A 16,418-nucleotide genomic window follows, 5' to 3' on the forward strand; every position below is an offset into this window, starting at 1 on the left:
AATTGTGGAGGAAGTTCGCGGGAAACTGTCACCGCAATTGACTAAGGTAGCCGCAGTCACGCGCAGGCATGCGTCATGACGTTTCCTTCACACACGAGGCTGCATGGCATGGCGACTTCCGGTACAGGGCTGTCCGCGATCAACCACATCGTTGTGCTGATGCTGGAGAATCGTTCATTCGATCACATGCTTGGATTCCTCTATGCCGACGCCGGCAATGTGTCGCCGGCCGGACAAGCGTTCGAAGGCCTGACCGGCAAGGAATCCAACCCGGGCGGTGTCGGCGGCAATGCGGTCACCGTGTTCAAGATCCAGCCCGGCACCACCACCTATTACATGCCCGGCGCCGATCCTGGCGAAGGCTACACGGCCACCAATGCGCAACTGTTCGGCAGCAACACCGCACCGACGCCGCCGGTGGCGAAAAACCAGGGCTTCGTCAGCAACTTTGCTGCCACCCTGAGCTGGGAATCGAAAAACAAAAGCTATTCGATCGTGCCCGGCACCACCGCCAACGACATCATGGGCGTGCACACGGCCGATACCTTGCCGGTGCTGTCCGCCCTGGCGCGCGGCTTTGCCGTGTGCGACCACTGGTACGGCTCGGCGCCCACCGAAACCCTGCCCAACCGCGCCTTCGTCCATGCAGCCACCTCGCAAGGACACATGGACGACAAGACCAAAAGCTTCACCGCGCCGACCATCTACAGCGCACTCGGCAAGCAGAACATCAGCTGGAAAATCTACGGCTACGACGCCGACCCGCTCACGCGCCACAGCTTCAGCGACATCACCAACCTGTCCGACAGCTATTTCGGCCAGTTCAAGGATTTCCAGGCGGAGGCCGCGAACGGCACGCTGCCTTCGTATGCGTTCCTGGAACCGAGCTGGGGTTCGAAGGGCAACAGCCAGCACCCCAATTACGACGTCGCGCTGGGCGAGCAATACATCCACGACCTGTATTACGCGCTGCGCAACAGCCCGCAGTGGAGCCAGACGCTGTTGATCATCACCTACGACGAGCACGGCGGCTGCTATGACCACGTGCCGCCACCGACCAACGCAGTACCGCCGGACAACTCGGCCGGCGAATACGGTTTCGACTTCAAGCGCTTCGGTCCGCGCGTACCGACTGTGCTGGTCTCGCCGCTGATTCCGGCCGGCACCGTGTTCCGCGCCAGCGGCGATACGCCGTTCGACCACACCTCGATCCTGAAAACCGTGCAGCAGCGGTGGGGGCTTTCCGCCCTGACCGCGCGCGATGCGGCGGCTCCCGATGTGGGCAGCGTGCTCAGCCTGGCGACGCCGCGCACGGATGATCCGTTGTCGGGTGTAGTAGTGCCTGCATCGAAAGGCGCCAATCCTTCCGCCAACAAGCCTTCGCATTTGCAGGAGGTGTATGCAGATCTCGTCTCGAGCTTGCCGGTGCCCGATGCGGATGGTGACACGCATCGCTTGCCGCCGCGGCTGGAGACGGATTACGACTATGACCGGTATATCAGGGAGCGGGTGGCGGCGTGGAAGGCGAGTCGTGCTGGGTTGAAGAAGTAAACGCAGGTGACATACAGAGAGATCGCGACCGAAAACCGAGTCGTCATTCCGGCGAAGGCCGGAATCCATGCTTCGTACTGGCGATGGATTCCGGCCTTCGCCGGAATGACGATCAGGACACTCTAAAAATTACGCGCAACTTCATGCACCCAGATACTTCCGCATAAACAACGTCGCCTGCGGATTATCGTTGTAACGCGCGCACCGCTCGTAGCCGCGCTTTTCGTAAATCGCAATCGCTGCTTTCAGGTCGTCGTAACTATCGAGATAAATCCACTCGACGCCCTGGCTGCCCGCATATGCTTCCTGCGCATCGAGCAGCAGATCGGCGATGCGGTTGCCGCGTGCGGACGGCTTTACATAGAGACGCTTGCACTCGCTGGCGCGCGGTATGGATTTCAGCTTGCGCAGTGCCACGCAACCCACAGCTTCATCGCCGAGGTAGGCCAGCCACAGACCGGAAGCAGGCGCATCGATAAGTTTCTGCACGCTTCCGGGCGAATCACGCTGCACGACGTGCACCGCTTCGTAATATTCGCGCAGCAAGGCAAGCGCATCGTCGTTGACCTCGTCGAGGCGCACGACGCGCACCGGTTTCGGCCGGTCTTCGAGCAAGTTGCGGATCGTCGCCAGCGAGGTCAGCAGCGCAGTCCGATCGGTGGCGTTGAGTTTCGCAAGCAGTTGCTGGATCTGCGCCGAGGATTGCTGGTTCAAGCGCGCCACCGCTTTTTCGCCCGTAGCGGTAAGCATCAGCGGTTTTTCCCGCGCATCGGTCTTCGAAGCCACCCGACGAAGCAACTTGCGTTTGATCAATCCGGCCAGCAAGCGGCTGAGATAGCCCGCATCGAGCTCCAGCGTCTCCTGCAACGACGATGCGGTGAGCTTCGGGTTGGCGCTCACCTCATACAGGATGCGCGCCTCGGTCAGGGCAAATTCGCCATCGAGATGCTTGCGGCGCAGCAGGCCCAGCCTGGCGGTGTAAAAGCGGTTGAACTCGCGCACCGCGGAAACCTGCTGTGCGATCTGCGGTTGGATGCTGTGGGTGTCCATGCAGTGCAGTCTAGATCCACATAGTTGCTTTTAGCAACTAATGTGTCGGGGCGGCTGCGGGCGGAAGCAAAGCCCCGCGAGCATTGAAAACCGATGCCTTCAGGCCTTGGCGCGGAACGTCACCACCAGCACATCCCGGTGCGCCGGCTGGCCCGGTACCAGCGGCGTCACCGGCGTTACGCCATGGAACACGCGCGGGTCATGGATCAGCGCCGCATCGAATGCGTGCGTCAAGGTGAAATCGCCCAGCAGTTGTCCGTCCGGCGTGTGGATGGTGGTGGTACCGCTGGCGATGTTTTGGCGGTCGATCAAGAGCACCAGCACGAAATCCACGCCATCGCGATGACTGCCTTCGGGCGTGGGTTCGCCGGCCGCGTCGGAACTCGCTTCGATGCGAAACTGATGCACTTCCACGTGCCAGCGCGCGACAGCGGGCGCCAGCGAGCTGAAGAAGCCGTTGCAGAAGCCGAGCACGGCGCGCAGGCTGGCGCCGTTCGCCACCTGGGTCTCGATGGGCTCGAACCAGCGCTCGATATCGCCTTGCAGCCGGTTGTATTGCAGCGCCTGGTAATGCGGCTGGTGCGCCATGAGTTCGATGCCGGCATGCGGTGTAGCGGTGTAGCTAGCATGGCGGCGCCGGCGCAAGCGCCCGGTGGCGGCAAGATACGGATCGGGACCCAAGTGGTTCCAGCTTTCGACAAACGCATCCCAGTCGGACAGCTCACCCGACGATTGCAGCAATGGCCGCATGACATCGGCGATGACGAAGGAGAAGCCGTCGCGCGTGAGGGCGTCGAACAGTGCGGGAACGGGCGAAGCGATGCGATTTTGCATGGCGCATTATAGCGCCGGCCATTCGACAGCTCGCCGGCTGGAATGGAGCTCAGCCGGCGAGTGGACTACTGCATGCCGAGCACGTCGATCTTGGCCAGCCCTTGTGCCTTGGCCGATAGACAGCCTGGGCGGAGATGCCCCGTAGGTTGGGTTAGCGCAGCGTAACCCCACGTCTTCAAAGCGATATCGTTGGGTTACGCTGCGCTAACCCAACCTACATGGACATTCCGGCGAACACCGCCTCAAGGGCTGAAGATCAACACCACGAACACCGCAAACAGCGATAGATGCACCGCGCCATCGAGCATGGTGGTGCGCGAGCTGGAGAAGGTCATGCCGCCGAGGATCAGCGTGGCGACTAGCATCACCATACTCGATGGCGGCAGACCGAGTAGCACGGATCGCCCGGTGTAAAGGCTGATGGCCAGCACCGCCGGTACCGTCAAACCCAGCGTGGAGGCCACCGAGCCCAGGCAAAGATTGATGGCGCGCGTCAGTCGATCGGTGCGCGCCGCGTTCAGGGCGGAAATGCCTTCCGGCGCGAACACCAGCATGGCGATCACCACGCCGCCGAGCGCCTTGGGCGCACCAGTGGTTTCGATGCCGTGGTCGAGCAGTTTCGCCAGGCTCTTGGAAAGAATGATGATCGGCAGGATATGGACCAGCAGCAGCGCGAAGTGCCGCAGTAGCAGCTTCTTGTCGATCGCCACCTCGGCGCGATGCGTTTCCTTCGGCTCCGCCGGCTGTGCGTCGGGCGCGACGAAATGGCCGCGATGCCTTCCGGTCTGCAGCCACAGGAAAATGCCGTACAAGGCGATGGTGAGCAGCGAGAACGCGATCGCCTGCGGCGGCGCCAGCGAACCGTCAGGCGTGGAGGTGGTGAAGTTCGGCAGCACCAGCGCAATGATGGTCAGCGGGATGATTACCGACAGATACGCCGACGCGCCCTTGAGGTTGTACGTCTGCTCGTAGTGCCGGAGGCCGCCCATCAGCAGGCCCAGCCCCACCACGCCGTTGAGCACGATCATGAACACCGCATACATGGTGTCGCGCGCGAGTGTGGCATTGCCGGTCGAACCGAGCATGGCAGCCGAGATCAGCGCCACCTCGATCACCACGATGGAAAGCGTGAGCACCAGCGTACCCAGCGGTTCGCCCAGCATGTCCGCCAGCGTTTCCGCTTCGTGCACCACGCCGAAGGCGACCCACACGATCATCAGGAACAGCCACGCGAACAGCACGAGCATCAGTGCGGGATGGGCGTAGCCATCGATCCATTGCGCGCCGAACAGCAGGAACAGTGTAACGGTGAGCCAGCCGGCCCATGGGCGCACTGTCGTCAGGGTTTTATGCATGCGTTGCCTCGATCGGATCTTCCGTGCCGATCTGGATATTACCCAACGATGGCCGCTACGGACGTTTTCGTTAGTTCGATCTGTCCCCGTTTTTTGCAGCCCGCCGCACCGATTCTTCCATCACGGTTTTTACACCGCGGCGGGAGCTAGGCTTGCCGAGGCAACATCCAGGAAGGCTTGTTCCGGAGGGATATCAAAGGGAACGAGCGGCTATTCGATTTCGATCCACGCAAAACCGCTGCATGACGCGACGTTGGGCGTGCCACGGTCTGGAATCACGCGGGCTGCATCTTCAATACATCGACCGCATCACGCATCGCCGCAGGGAGGCTACACGATGCCACGATCGCCACGGTTCGACCTTGCCCATGTGCCGCAGCACATCATCCAACGCGGACATGACGGCGAGGAATGTTTTCGCCTACCGGCCGACTGCCGCTGCTATCTAGCGCAATTGCTGCATGCCAGCCGGCGCTGGGAATGCAGCGTGCATGCGTACGTGTTGATGCGCAATCACGTGCACCTGCTGGTGACGCCCTCGCGCGTGGGTGCGCTGGCCGGCATGATGCAAGCGATCGGTCGCAATTACGTCAGCTACTTCAACACCATGTACCGGCGTTCTGGCACGTTGTGGGAAGGGCGCTACAAATCCTGCCTGATCGGCACCGAATACGTGCTCACCTGCCAGCGCTACATCGAGTCCAATCCGGTGCGCAGCGGTTGGATGCCGAGGCCGTTGTCGTATCCGTGGTCGAGCTACGGCAGCAATGCGCTGGGCGCGTCCGATCCGGTGGTGGTGCCGCATGCGCAGTATCTGGCTCTGGGGCAGTCGTCGGAGCAGCGCGCGCAGGCGTATCGCTGCTTGTTCGAGCTGGATATCGATCCTGTGATGCTGCGGGACATCCGCGCCTATGTGCAGCAACAACGTGCGCTGGGTTCGCCGGTGTTTCAGAGCTGGGTGGAGGCGACCTTCGGCCGGCATGCCAAGGTGCGGCCGGCGCATCGGCCGCGGCGGCAGGTGGAGGTGATGGAGCAGAGCGTGCCGGATATGGACGCTTGCAGAACCTATCCAAGTGAGTCCCTCTCCCTGCGGGAGAGGGTGCCGAGAGGCGGGTGAGGGTCCGAGCGAAGCACGATGCCAACGTCTGGCGCAAGGTGTGTTCATCGTCCCTGATCGTACCCTCATCCACCCCACCAAAGGGGGCCGCCGAATCGCAGCTGAGGATGGCAAACAAAACTACGAAACCTCACTGCTCCAGCCGCGCCTTCAGCCGCAACAATGCCTGATCCCATTGCTGCGCAATCGCATCCAGCGAACGCCGTGCTTCCTCCAGTCGCGACGGTTCGAATTCCCACAGGCGTTCGCGCCCCTGTCGAACATCGCGCACCAATCCCGCCTCGGCCAGTACATGCAGATGCTTGGTCACGGCCTGCCGCGTGATGTCGGTGCCGGCGGTAAGCTGCGCGATGGAAAGCGCGCCGCCGGCGCAGAGCAGGGCGACCAGGCTCAGGCGCGTTTCATCGCCCAGTGCTGCGAACACAGGCACCGCTTTGCGCAGCAAGGGATCTTGGGTGCCGGCGTGGCAGGCCGGGCTAGTGCGTGGCGACATAACTGTCGATGTTCTTCATCTGCTCGTCCCAGCCGCCGCTGTTCATGCGGAAGGCTTCGGCGCGGCGATGCGCGGGAATCGCGTCGAAACCCGATTCCACCAGGCGCAGCAAGGTGCCCTCGGCGGTTTCTTCCAGCTCGAACGTCACCAGCGTGGTGGGTTCGTTGGAATAATCCACCTTGGGGTCCACCGCGTAGGGATGCCAGCGGAACGAAAGCAGGCGTTCGGGCTCGACGCGCTCCACCACCACGCTCCACGTAAGGTGTTCGTAGCCCGGATAGGTGATGTTGCCCGCGCAGGGTTCGCCGGTGACGAAGCGCTTGCCTTGCAGCGCGACGCCGAACCACTCGCCGAAGGATTCGGCATCTGCCAGCGCTTGCCACACTTTCGTGCGCGGGGCCTTGATGTGGATGTGACGCTCGATACGGTCAGTCGATGTATTCATGGGCAACCTCCTGGTTGCATATTAGTCGCGCTGGTGGAGTCATGCAACCGTTTGGTTGCATTTTCGCGGAAGGCTATGCTCGCGCAGGCAGATGTCCGATGGACGGTGGCCCGCGCGTCATCGATATGGGCGGCGCATCCTGCCCGCCTCGACCTTACGGAGAATTCCCTATGCAATACCTATTGATGCTCTTTGCCGACGAAACCGCCTGGCACCGCATGTCCAGTGCCGAACAGCAACGCGGCGTGGCCGCCTACCAGGCGTACACCGAAGCTTTGAAAGAAGCTGGCGCCTGGGTGGGCTCCAACCGGCTGCAGAACACCAACACGGCCACCACTGTGCGCGTGGCCGACGGCAAGTCGCAGGTGCTCGATGGCCCGTATGCCGATTCCAAGGAACAGCTCGCCGGCTATTACTTGATCGAGGCCGCCGATCTCGACGCTGCGCTCAGCTGGGCCGCACGCTGTCCTGGCGCCAGCCACGGCACCATCGAGGTGCGTCCGGTATGGCCCACCTACGGTGCGACATCCGGCAGTCCGGCGGCGGCCGCGACCGCCGCGTGAACCGCCAGGCTTCCGCCCGCGACATCGCCAGCGCGGTGGCGCGCCGCAGCTACGGCAAGCTGCTGGCCTATCTCGCCGCCGACATGCACGACGTGTCGGCGGCGGAGGACGCCCTGGCCGAAGCCTTCGCCGCCGCACTGGCGGATTGGCCGGCGCATGGATGCCCGGACAATCCGGAGTCGTGGCTGATGACGGTCGCGCGCCGCAAAGGCATCGACGGCGTGCGTCGGCGCCGCAGCGGCGAGGCTGCCGCGGTGCAACTGGAGACGATCGCGCAGATGCAGGCCGAATGCGTCGAGGCGGATGATGCGGAGTCTTTTCCCGATCGGCGCCTCGGCTTGCTGTTTGCCTGCGCGCATCCGGCCATCGACGCGGGCATACGCGCGCCGCTGATGCTGCAGACGGTGCTGGGCCTGGACGCGAAGGTCATCGCTTCGGCTTTTCTGGTTTCGCCCGAGGCGATGTGCAAGCGGCTGGGCCGCGCCAAGCAGAAAATCCGCGAAGCGCGCATTCCCTTCGCCATCCCCGAGCGCGAGGCCTGGCGCGAACGCCTGGATGGCGTGCTCGCCGCCGTTTACGCCGCCTACGCCGAAGGCTGGAGCGATCCGGACGACGCCGACCTGCTGCACCGCGATCTGGTCGAGGAAGCGATTTTTCTTGCCCGCCTGCTGGTGGAATTGCTGTCGCAAGAGCCGGAAACCCTCGGCCTGCTCGCCGGCATGCTGTACGCCGAAGCGCGCCGGCGCGCGCGACGCAATGCGCAGGGCGAATACGTGCCGTTCGACGAACAGGACATGCTCCTGTGGGACGCGCGCATGATCGAGGAAGCCGAAGCGCTGCTGCTGCGCGCCGGCGCTTTGGGACGTATAGGCCGCTATCAGCTCGAAGCTGCGCTGCAGTCGGCGCATGTCGAGCGGCGGCGTTCCTATCGCAGCGATTGGACGCCGGAAATGCAGCTTTATGATGCCTTGTATGCGTTGACCCGCTCACCCGTGGTTGCGCTCAACCGTGCGCTGGCGATCGCGGAAGTGCAGGGCGCCGAGGCGGCGATCAACGTGATCCGCGAATTGGCCGCCGACAAACGTCTTGCCGAGTATCAACCGTACTGGGCTGCACGCGCGGCGTTGTTTGCGCGCGTGGGCGATGATCGCGAGGCGATGCACGCCTACGAGATGGCGATCGGCCTGGCGCGCGATCCGGCGGTGCGCCGGTTTTTGCAGCGACGGCAGGAAGAAACCGGCGCGAGAAGCTCCCGTAGGTTGGGTTAGCGCAGCGTAACCCAACAATGTCGCTTCGAGGACGTTGGGATTAGCCCCGGATCAAGTCCACGCGAAGCCCCAGCATCTGGCAGAATCCGGGACTCCCGCACCCCTCGGAAGCCTGTGCATGCGTGATGCAGTCACCACCCCGGTCAATTCGCCCGGCCGGGTTTTGTTCGCCAGCCTGATCGGCACCACCATCGAATTCTTCGATTTCTACATCTACGCCACCGCGGCTGTGCTGGTGTTCCCCAAGCTGTTCTTTCCGGCGGGCGATCCTGCCACAGCGACGCTGCAATCGTTCGCCACCTTCGCGCTGGCGTTTATCGCGCGACCGATCGGTTCGGCGCTGTTCGGGCACTTCGGTGACCGCATCGGCCGCAAGGCGACGTTGGTGGCGGCCTTGCTCACCATGGGCATTTCCACGGTGGTGATCGGCGTGCTTCCCACCTACGCGCAGATCGGCCTGGTCGCGCCGGCGCTGCTGGCGCTTTGCCGCTTGGGTCAGGGGCTTGGGCTTGGCGGCGAATGGGGCGGCGCGGTGTTGCTGGCGATCGAAAACGCACCGCCGGGCAAGCGCGCGTGGTACGGCATGTTTCCGCAGCTTGGGGCGCCGCTCGGCTTTCTCGTCGCGACCGGCTTGTTCCTGTTCCTTACTGAAAAAATGGGCGATGCCGCGTTCTATGCCTGGGGCTGGCGCGTGCCGTTCCTGGCCAGCTCGGCGCTGGTGCTGATGGGCTTGTGGATGCGACTGCGGCTCAACGAGACCCCTGCGTTCGCACGCGCGATGGCGCAGCACGAGCGAGTGAAGGTACCGATGTTCGATGTGTTCTCGCGTCATCCGCGCGCATTGATCTGCGGCACGTTCGCCGCGCTCGCCACCTTCGTCATCTTCTACCTGATGACGGTGTTCGCGTTGAGCTGGGCTACCTCCAGGCTGGGTTATTCGCGCGAATCGTTCTTGATCGTGCAGATGGTGGGCGTGCTGTTCTTCGCCCTGTTCATTCCGGCGTCGGCCTGGCTGGCCGATCGCCGCGGCGGGCGCTTCACCATGCTGCTGGCGACCGTGCTGATTTTTGCGTTTGGTATCGCGTATGCGCCGCTGCTCGCGCATAGCGGCATGTTGTTCATGGTGGTGGGCATGTGCGTGGTCGGTATTACGTACGGGCCGCTGGGCACGGTGCTGGCGCAGATCTTTCCCACCGCCGTGCGCTACACGGGCGCGTCGCTGGCGTTCAACCTGGCCGGCATCTTCGGTGCGTCGTTGGCGCCATACCTGGCGACGTGGCTGGCCAAAACGTATGGATTGGCGTACGTGGGTTATTACCTTTCCGCCGCTGCGGTGTTGACGTTGCTGGCGCTGCTGGCGAAACCGCGCGAAGCGATGTGATCAACCAGCCGTCGCCTAAAAAAGCCCTGGCAATGGCCAGGGCTTTTTTGTTGCGGCATCTCAACCACCACCCGGAGGATGCTGTTCCTCGGGCTTCCTGCGATTTTCCTGCGGCGGTGCCGGATGCGGTCTTTCGACAGGGTGCTCGGCCGGCGCAGGGCGCGGCGCCATCGGATGGGCCTCCTGCGGAGGCGGCGCGCTGCGGAAAGCTGGCTCATGCGGCGCGGCAGGATGTTCCTGCTGCGGCATCATTTCGCGCGGGGCAGGTTCCTCGCGAGGACGCGGTGCCGGTTCTTCGCGCGGCACAGGCGCAGCTTCGGGATGCGGCCTATGCGGTGCGACGTTTTCCGGCGCGTTTTCGGATCGGTTGAACGGATGGTTCGCCGGTTCGCGCGCGGGCGTCTCGTTCGGGTTCGCATTCGGATGCGGTGCGAAACCGGATGAACGCAAAGGCTGATGTTCGGGCTGACGCTCAGCCGGTTGCGGATGCCCGCCAGGTCCAGGACGCGGGCCTTCGCCGACCGCCGGTGCGCCACGGGCGTGGACTACCGCCGCGCCGGTAAACGCCGCAGGCCGTGTGGTGGCAGCGATCGGCGGTGCGCCATGGTTGTTCGTCACACGCAACTCCGGGTTCTGTCGCGCCATAGCCAGGTGTTGCTGTTGCGCGGCCACCGGCGGCGTGTGATGCGCATGCGCGAAAGCCACCTGCTGCGGTGTCGGCTGCGCACGCAAGCCACCGTTGCCGCCGTTGTAGCTGACGCGGTTCTCGGTGACATTGTTGATGACGGTCTTGTTGTACACATTGGTGATATGCACGTTGCTGATGTTGTTCACTGTGCGGTTGTAATAGAAACCGCCATGATCCCACCGACCGCCTTCGTAACCTTCGCCGGTGTAGCCGTAGCCGTAGTTGATGCCGCCGTAGAAGCCGACCTCGGTACCCCAGTAGCCTTCGTGGAATCCGTAGACGCCGTCGTTCCAACCCCAATAAGGCGGCGTCCACAGCGCGCCGGTGAAGGGCGCTTCCACCCAGGTGCCCGGTACCCAGTAATACTCCGAGCCATCCCATGCCCAATAACCCGGCACCCAGATATAGCCGGGCGCGGGAATCGGCGGCTGGTCATATACCGGCAATGGTGGTGGCGGCGAGCCGACCGTGATGGATACGCCGACGGAAACCTGCGCTTGCGCCGGCACCGCGGTGAATGCGGACGCCGCAGCGAACAGCACGCCTACGCCAAGCGCCCATGCGCTGCAGCGCGTTACGGCCTTTCGCAAAAAATCGTGGCATTTCATGAAGAGTTCCCTCGCCTGACAAACGTCGTGCAAGGACCGTAACGCATGCCGTGCGATGAAACACACCGCGCAGCGTTGGCTGTTTTCGTTCAATTAATGCGCGTAGCCACCGCTCGCCCTGGCGTTGACACGCAAACACTTGTAGGGCCTGCGCAATCGACAAAATAAATATCGAATGAAGGGCCGAAACAGCGACGACGTCGTTTTCGCGAAGCTTACGGAGAACGGAAACGCGGCGTGAAAACGATCTGGTCTGGACGTACACACATGTGCTTTGCGCAATAAGCGGAGTGTCGCAAATGCGTGCGTCGGGTAACGTGGTTTTTTTTGAGACAGCTTGGGAGATCACGATGAAGACGGCAGCGCAACGCGCACTCGATGCGAGCGGCGACGCGTTCAAGCTGGGCGATGCGCTGGATCGCTACGGCGTCGCTCGCGTACCAGGTCTGCTGCGCGCCGACGAATGCCGTGCGCTGGCCGCGCTGTACCAGGACGATCATCGCTTCCGCAGCCGCGTAGTGATGGCGCGGCACGGGTTCGGCAGTGGTGAATACAAGTATTTCGCCTATCCGCTGCCCGATGTCATTCAACAGCTACGCAGCCGTTTCTATCCGCACCTGGCCGAGATCGCCAATCGCTGGAACCAGGCGATGGCCGTCGACGTGCGTTATCCGGGGTCACATGCGGAATACCTCAAGCGCTGTCATGCCGCTGGCCAGACGCGTCCCACGCCCCTGCTGCTGCAATATGCCGCCGGCGATTACAACTGCCTGCACCAGGATCTTTACGGCGAACACGTGTTTCCACTGCAGATGGCAATCCTGCTGTCGCAGCCTGGCAAGGATTTCACCGGCGGCGAGTTCGTGCTGACCGAGCAGCGCCCGCGCATGCAGTCGCGGGTGGAAGTGGTGCCGCTGGAGCAGGGCGATGCGGTGGTTTTCGCAGTCCATCACCGACCGGTGCAGGGCACGCGGGGTATTTATCGGGTGATGATGCGGCATGGGGTAAGCCGCATCCGCAGCGGGCGGAGGCATATGCTGGGGATCATCTTTCACGATGCGCAGTGAGTGGATGGCTTTCCTGCGCATGCATGAAAAAAAACCGCGCATCGCGCGGTTTTTTCTTCAAGTCTGCGCCGCCGTACGCGCCCGATGATGCATCGGCGGTGGCGAGGACGGTGCCCGGAACGGCACCACGCCAGGATCGATCGGCAATTGCGAATCGCTCAGCATCGCCAGCAGGGTTTCGCCATAGATCAGCTCGAACGGCTTGCCGGCGACGAACTTCCAGGCGTCATCCGTATAGTCGCCGCACGCGACGATCTTTACCGCCGACGCGTGATGGAACTTCATCAGGTTGTACATCTCGCGCACGTCTTTCACTTCCACGTTGCGATGTTGCCAATGCCGGCACTGCACCAGCGTGGTCATGCCGTGCTTGTGCAGAAGAAGATCCAGGCCGGCGTCGGCGTCCGCCTGCGCCGCGCGCTCCACGGTGTAACCGCGAAAGCGGAACGCCTGCGCCACGCGCTCCTCGAACGTGCGCCAATGCAGCTTGCACAATTGCGCCAGCTCGTCGCGAACCAGCAGGCGGCGCATGCGCTTGCGATAACCCAGGCAGGTGGAGAACGCGCAGCCGACGCAGGCGATCAGGGCCATCCATACCAGCACCATGACATTGGCGCTGTGCGTGCCGCGTGCATAGTGAACGCCCACGCACGCGCTCACGCCGAGCAATAAACCGGCTGGCCAATGCACCCGAACCAGATGTTCGAGGCGATGTGTTCTGTGCTTCGCCATCAACTCCCCCGAGCTGTGAACGCTGCTTCCGAACCGCTGATCGACCTTAGCGCGGACGGTTCAGGAGATCAGCGTGCAGCGCGGCATTCAGCCGCAGCGCTGTTCTGCCGCAGTATCACGTGCCAAAGCGGGATGGTTTTGTGCGATGCAGCGAGGCGTTCGACGACAAGCAAAGGGTGAAGGCCTTCACGTCGGGTGATCTTCGCCTTGCCATCCCCGGCAAAGGGCAAATGTCGATGCAGGCACGCCCTACACCGACGAACGAAAACAACATGATATTTCCACCATTCCTTCACGATAGACGTGCCAAACCGGAGCCATCTTTCTCACCTGCCTGCACAAAGAAGAAACCTCTTATGCGCCGTAAAGAAGGTTCGCTCGCCAGCAACACCCAGATCGACTGGGACGATCCGAAGCTGGTGTCCCTGCTGCAGCGAAGCGAGCAATGGAGCATCGACAACCGCGGCGGCTTTTCGCCCCAGAGCGTGGAAGTCTATTTCGGTTGGAGCGGTTCGGTGGGCAAAACCGCCACCCTGGTATGGGAACGCGAAAACGCGGTGGTGCTGGAAACCACCTTTCCGATCGGGCAGGGCGAACAGGTGCGCGTGGACAAGCATCTGGGCGATCGCATCCGCACGCTGTGGGGCGTGGTGGTGGACGGGCGCGAAGGCGTTCGCGAGGAAGATCGCGAAAACGGCATCCACATCTATTGGCTGCAGCTACTGAACAAGCACCGCTAAAGAAACCCCGGCGCCGGCCGATGCAGGGCCTGTGGCGCGCCAGTCAGTCAACAGCGCATGCTTTTTTGCCAACGCGGCAAAACAGCTGTGCGGCTGCGCAGCCCATGGGAGCCACACGCCGCATGAGCCATTTCAAGCCTACGTCCAAGATAACCGGCAACCAGGTGGACTGGAGCGATCCGCGACTGGAAGCGCTGCTGCGCAAGTCCGAGGACTGGAAGCTCGACAACCGCGGCGCCTTTGCCGAGCAGCAGGTGCACGTGCATATCGGCTGGGGCGCCGGTGCGCCACGCAAGGCGACGCTGGTATGGGAAAGCGATCGCGTCATGGTGCTCGCCACCCAGTTCCTGATTCCGCAAGGCGAGCATGTACGCGTGGACCGGCTTTATGGCGACGGCATGCGCACCGTATGGGCGGTGGTGGCTGATGGGCGTGAAGGATTCCGGGAAGAAGATAAAGAGAACGGCGTGTATGTGCATTGGTTGCACATGAGCTGAAAATGCCGGATAGCCAAGGTTGGGTTACCCCGGACTTGATCCGGGGGTAACCTAACTTATTCATGAAGCACCGTTGGGTTACGCTGCGCTAACCCAACCTACGACTCACCTGCAAGCAGATAGAAGCCCACTTGCGCCCGCTTCGCATGTCGTTTCGCGCGTGCCGCCAAGGTCGCCAATGTTTCAGGATGTCCAGGAAATGGCGGCATGACACGCACTGCACCGATCGCCACGGTGGTCAGTGGAAAGAACTGCGTATTTCCATGCCGATCTTCGCCGACGATGCCCTTGCGCGCGATGTCTTCTTCGGCGAACAAGCCGCGCGAGCGCTGGTTGAACAAGGCAACCATATGGCGGCAGCGCGCTTCCCAGTCGTCGCTCTGCAATACCAGTAGAAAATCGTCGCCGCCGATATGCCCGACGAAATCGCAGCGCGGATTCACTTGCGTCGTCAGCGTGTTGGCCAGCAGGCGGATCATTTCGTCGCCGCGAAAGTAGCCGTATTGATCGTTGAACGGCTTGAAATGATTCAGGTCCACATATGCTACGGTGAACGGCACCTCGGCCCGCAGCAGGCGCGCAACGTGCTCGGTGACTGGAATGTTTCCTGGCAAGAAGGTCAGCGGATTGGCGTAGCGCGCCGCTTCGATGCGCAGTTCGGTCACGCGCCGCACCAGCGATTCGCCGGTGCCAAGACCCAGATACAGACCTTCGCGCGTGATCACAAAACCATCGCTGAGATAGCGCTGGTCCTGCCCGCGCAGGATGTCGGCCATGCTTTCCAGTGACTGGCGCACCTCGCACAGCAGCGGCACCTCGTGCATGAAGGCGGTGCAGCTTTTGCGGCCGTAAAGCTCGCGCGTATACGGTTGTGCCATGCGCTCGCTGAATACGCGGCGATTGATCAAGCCGATCGGGCGGCTTTCTTCATCTACCACGGCCAGCGCGTGCAGTTCCGATTGCAGCGCGAAGATTGCGCTGACTTCATGGTTGGTGTGGCGCGCAGTCAGTGCGGGAGCTTCGATCACCAGGTGGCCCAAATGCATCGGCCGTTGCGTCACCGGTCCGCGCGGACGCGGCGGCACGGCGATCACGGTGCCGTCCAGGGCGGCGCGCACGCCGTCGTCGATGGTCTCGATGGTGTGCGGCACTGGCCGGCCGAGCAGGAAACCCTGCGCGAACGGAATGCCCAGTTCACGCAGCATGTTGAGGTCGTCGAGTTCTTCCACGCCTTCGCCGACCAGGTCGGCGCCCAGCGTTTCGGCCACCTGGCACAGCGCACGCACGATGGCGAGACGCTCGGCGCTCTTGGACAGGCCGTGAATGAGATAGCGGTCGATCTTCACCACTTCCGGATGAATCTCGTTCCACATCTCGAAATTGGAATGGCCATTGCCGAAATCGTCCAGCGCGAAGCGCACACCGTGTGCGCGCAGATAACCCAGCGCATGCGCAAGGCGCGCCGGTTCCTCGACGATGTCGCGCTCGGTCAGCTCGATGGTGATGCGGCTCAAATCCATGCCACCCGCGCCGAGCGCGGCTAGCAGGTCGTCGGGCTTGATCGATTCCTGCATGAAGGCTTGCGCGCTCAGGTTCACCAGCAGGCGGCCGGCGGTTTTCTGCGCAGCGAAGGCGCCGCATACCGTGCGCGCGGCGGTCAATTCGAATTCGCCCAGGCGGCCTTCCGCCCGCGCCAGGTTGAGCAATTCCGGCGTGCTGATATTGCCGAGCGTTTCGGTGGAGCGAGCCAAGCCCTCATGCGCGACCACGTCCATGGTGTCCAGCCGGATCAGCGGCTGGAACATCGCCGTCAGTCCGCTTTGCGCGCGATCGAGCAACGAGGTGAAGCGGGCCTGGTCGCGAAACAGGATCATGCGCAGTCAGGCTGGCCTTGGCCGAGCGGGCGCGCGTGGCTCGAAGCGGGAATGGGCGGCAGTGGGGGAAGCACAGTGCACCTTGGACGGCGGGACTACTTTGCTATTCGGCGGGCAATGCTTCGACTTGAGCCCAGGAAATCGTAAAAAATATT

16 protein-coding genes are annotated in these 16,418 nt (G+C 62.8%); 8 read left to right on the forward strand and 8 right to left on the reverse strand.

Annotated features, from left to right (window positions below; all coding sequences use genetic code 11):
• The first annotated feature begins 108 nt into the window (after window positions 1-108).
• Window positions 109-1,551 carry an alkaline phosphatase family protein gene (locus tag ACTHNE_RS08585; RefSeq protein WP_324938782.1) on the forward strand — a complete coding sequence of 481 codons (1,443 nt, stop codon included), beginning with the start codon at window positions 109-111 and terminating at the stop codon, window positions 1,549-1,551.
• Window positions 1,552-1,692: 141 nt separating this feature from the next.
• Here ACTHNE_RS08585 and ACTHNE_RS08590 read toward each other — a convergent pair whose 3' ends face one another.
• The 3 genes from ACTHNE_RS08590 to ACTHNE_RS08600 form a co-directional block, all read right to left on the reverse strand.
• Window positions 1,693-2,601, reverse strand: a complete 909-nt coding sequence (locus tag ACTHNE_RS08590) for a helix-turn-helix domain-containing GNAT family N-acetyltransferase (protein WP_324938778.1) — start codon at window positions 2,599-2,601, stop codon at window positions 1,693-1,695.
• Between the two features lie 99 nt (window positions 2,602-2,700).
• Window positions 2,701-3,435: a 2OG-Fe dioxygenase family protein gene (locus ACTHNE_RS08595; protein ID WP_324938776.1), complete on the reverse strand. Its 735-nt coding sequence runs from the start codon at window positions 3,433-3,435 to the stop codon at window positions 2,701-2,703.
• A 242-nt stretch (window positions 3,436-3,677) separates the two neighbouring features.
• Window positions 3,678-4,790, reverse strand: a complete 1,113-nt coding sequence (locus tag ACTHNE_RS08600) for a calcium:proton antiporter (protein ID WP_324938774.1) — start codon at window positions 4,788-4,790, stop codon at window positions 3,678-3,680.
• A 337-nt stretch (window positions 4,791-5,127) separates the two neighbouring features.
• Here ACTHNE_RS08600 and ACTHNE_RS08605 point away from each other — a divergent pair, with 337 nt between their 5' ends.
• Complete coding sequence (locus ACTHNE_RS08605; protein WP_440269027.1) at window positions 5,128-5,907, forward strand: transposase; 780 nt, start codon at window positions 5,128-5,130, stop codon at window positions 5,905-5,907.
• Window positions 5,908-6,037: 130 nt separating this feature from the next.
• On the opposite strand, the gene ACTHNE_RS08610 is transcribed toward ACTHNE_RS08605, so the two are convergent.
• Together ACTHNE_RS08610 and ACTHNE_RS08615 are read right to left on the reverse strand one after the other, a co-directional pair.
• On the reverse strand, window positions 6,038-6,400 hold the full coding sequence (locus tag ACTHNE_RS08610; protein ID WP_324938767.1) for an ArsR/SmtB family transcription factor: 363 nt from the start codon (window positions 6,398-6,400) through the stop codon (window positions 6,038-6,040).
• Window positions 6,384-6,845, reverse strand: coding sequence for an SRPBCC family protein (locus ACTHNE_RS08615; RefSeq protein ID WP_324938763.1), 462 nt, complete (start codon window positions 6,843-6,845; stop codon window positions 6,384-6,386). Before ACTHNE_RS08615 ends, ACTHNE_RS08610 begins: the two co-directional genes overlap by 17 nt.
• 170 nt (window positions 6,846-7,015) lie before the next feature.
• Here ACTHNE_RS08615 and ACTHNE_RS08620 point away from each other — a divergent pair, with 170 nt between their 5' ends.
• The 3 genes from ACTHNE_RS08620 (at window position 7,016) to ACTHNE_RS08630 (ending at window position 10,057) form a co-directional block, all read left to right on the forward strand.
• The gene (locus ACTHNE_RS08620; protein WP_324938760.1) at window positions 7,016-7,408 is read left to right on the forward strand and encodes a YciI family protein; all 393 of its coding nucleotides are present in this window, start codon (window positions 7,016-7,018) and stop codon (window positions 7,406-7,408) included.
• Window positions 7,351-8,676 carry an RNA polymerase sigma factor gene (locus ACTHNE_RS08625; RefSeq protein ID WP_324938757.1) on the forward strand — a complete coding sequence of 442 codons (1,326 nt, stop codon included), beginning with the start codon at window positions 7,351-7,353 and terminating at the stop codon, window positions 8,674-8,676. The genes ACTHNE_RS08620 and ACTHNE_RS08625 overlap by 58 nt, the downstream gene beginning before the upstream one ends.
• A gap of 118 nt (window positions 8,677-8,794) precedes the next feature.
• Entirely contained in the window at window positions 8,795-10,057 is a 1,263-nt protein-coding gene (locus tag ACTHNE_RS08630; protein ID WP_440269028.1) for an MFS transporter, read from the forward strand.
• A 60-nt stretch (window positions 10,058-10,117) separates the two neighbouring features.
• On the opposite strand, the gene ACTHNE_RS08635 is transcribed toward ACTHNE_RS08630, so the two are convergent.
• Window positions 10,118-11,353, reverse strand: a complete 1,236-nt coding sequence (locus tag ACTHNE_RS08635; RefSeq protein ID WP_324938751.1) for a hypothetical protein — start codon at window positions 11,351-11,353, stop codon at window positions 10,118-10,120.
• Between the two features lie 350 nt (window positions 11,354-11,703).
• Here ACTHNE_RS08635 and ACTHNE_RS08640 point away from each other — a divergent pair, with 350 nt between their 5' ends.
• On the forward strand, window positions 11,704-12,420 hold the full coding sequence (locus ACTHNE_RS08640; RefSeq protein ID WP_324938748.1) for a 2OG-Fe(II) oxygenase: 717 nt from the start codon (window positions 11,704-11,706) through the stop codon (window positions 12,418-12,420).
• A gap of 57 nt (window positions 12,421-12,477) precedes the next feature.
• Here ACTHNE_RS08640 and ACTHNE_RS08645 read toward each other — a convergent pair whose 3' ends face one another.
• Window positions 12,478-13,152, reverse strand: a complete 675-nt coding sequence (locus ACTHNE_RS08645) for a restriction endonuclease (RefSeq protein WP_324938745.1) — start codon at window positions 13,150-13,152, stop codon at window positions 12,478-12,480.
• A gap of 356 nt (window positions 13,153-13,508) precedes the next feature.
• On the opposite strand from ACTHNE_RS08645, the gene ACTHNE_RS08650 reads away from it, so the two are divergent.
• Together ACTHNE_RS08650 and ACTHNE_RS08655 are read left to right on the forward strand one after the other, a co-directional pair.
• The gene (locus ACTHNE_RS08650) at window positions 13,509-13,892 is read left to right on the forward strand and encodes a hypothetical protein (RefSeq protein ID WP_324938744.1); all 384 of its coding nucleotides are present in this window, start codon (window positions 13,509-13,511) and stop codon (window positions 13,890-13,892) included.
• Window positions 13,893-14,014: 122 nt separating this feature from the next.
• Entirely contained in the window at window positions 14,015-14,389 is a 375-nt protein-coding gene (locus ACTHNE_RS08655) for a hypothetical protein (RefSeq protein ID WP_324938741.1), read from the forward strand.
• Window positions 14,390-14,487: 98 nt separating this feature from the next.
• Here the strand turns inward: ACTHNE_RS08655 and ACTHNE_RS08660 are convergent, their stop codons facing one another.
• The gene (locus tag ACTHNE_RS08660) at window positions 14,488-16,263 is read right to left on the reverse strand and encodes a GGDEF domain-containing protein (protein ID WP_324938738.1); all 1,776 of its coding nucleotides are present in this window, start codon (window positions 16,261-16,263) and stop codon (window positions 14,488-14,490) included.
• Window positions 16,264-16,418 lie beyond the last annotated feature (155 nt).

This window comes from Dyella sp., assembly GCF_051954575.1.
GTDB lineage: Bacteria > Pseudomonadota > Gammaproteobacteria > Xanthomonadales > Rhodanobacteraceae > Dyella_B.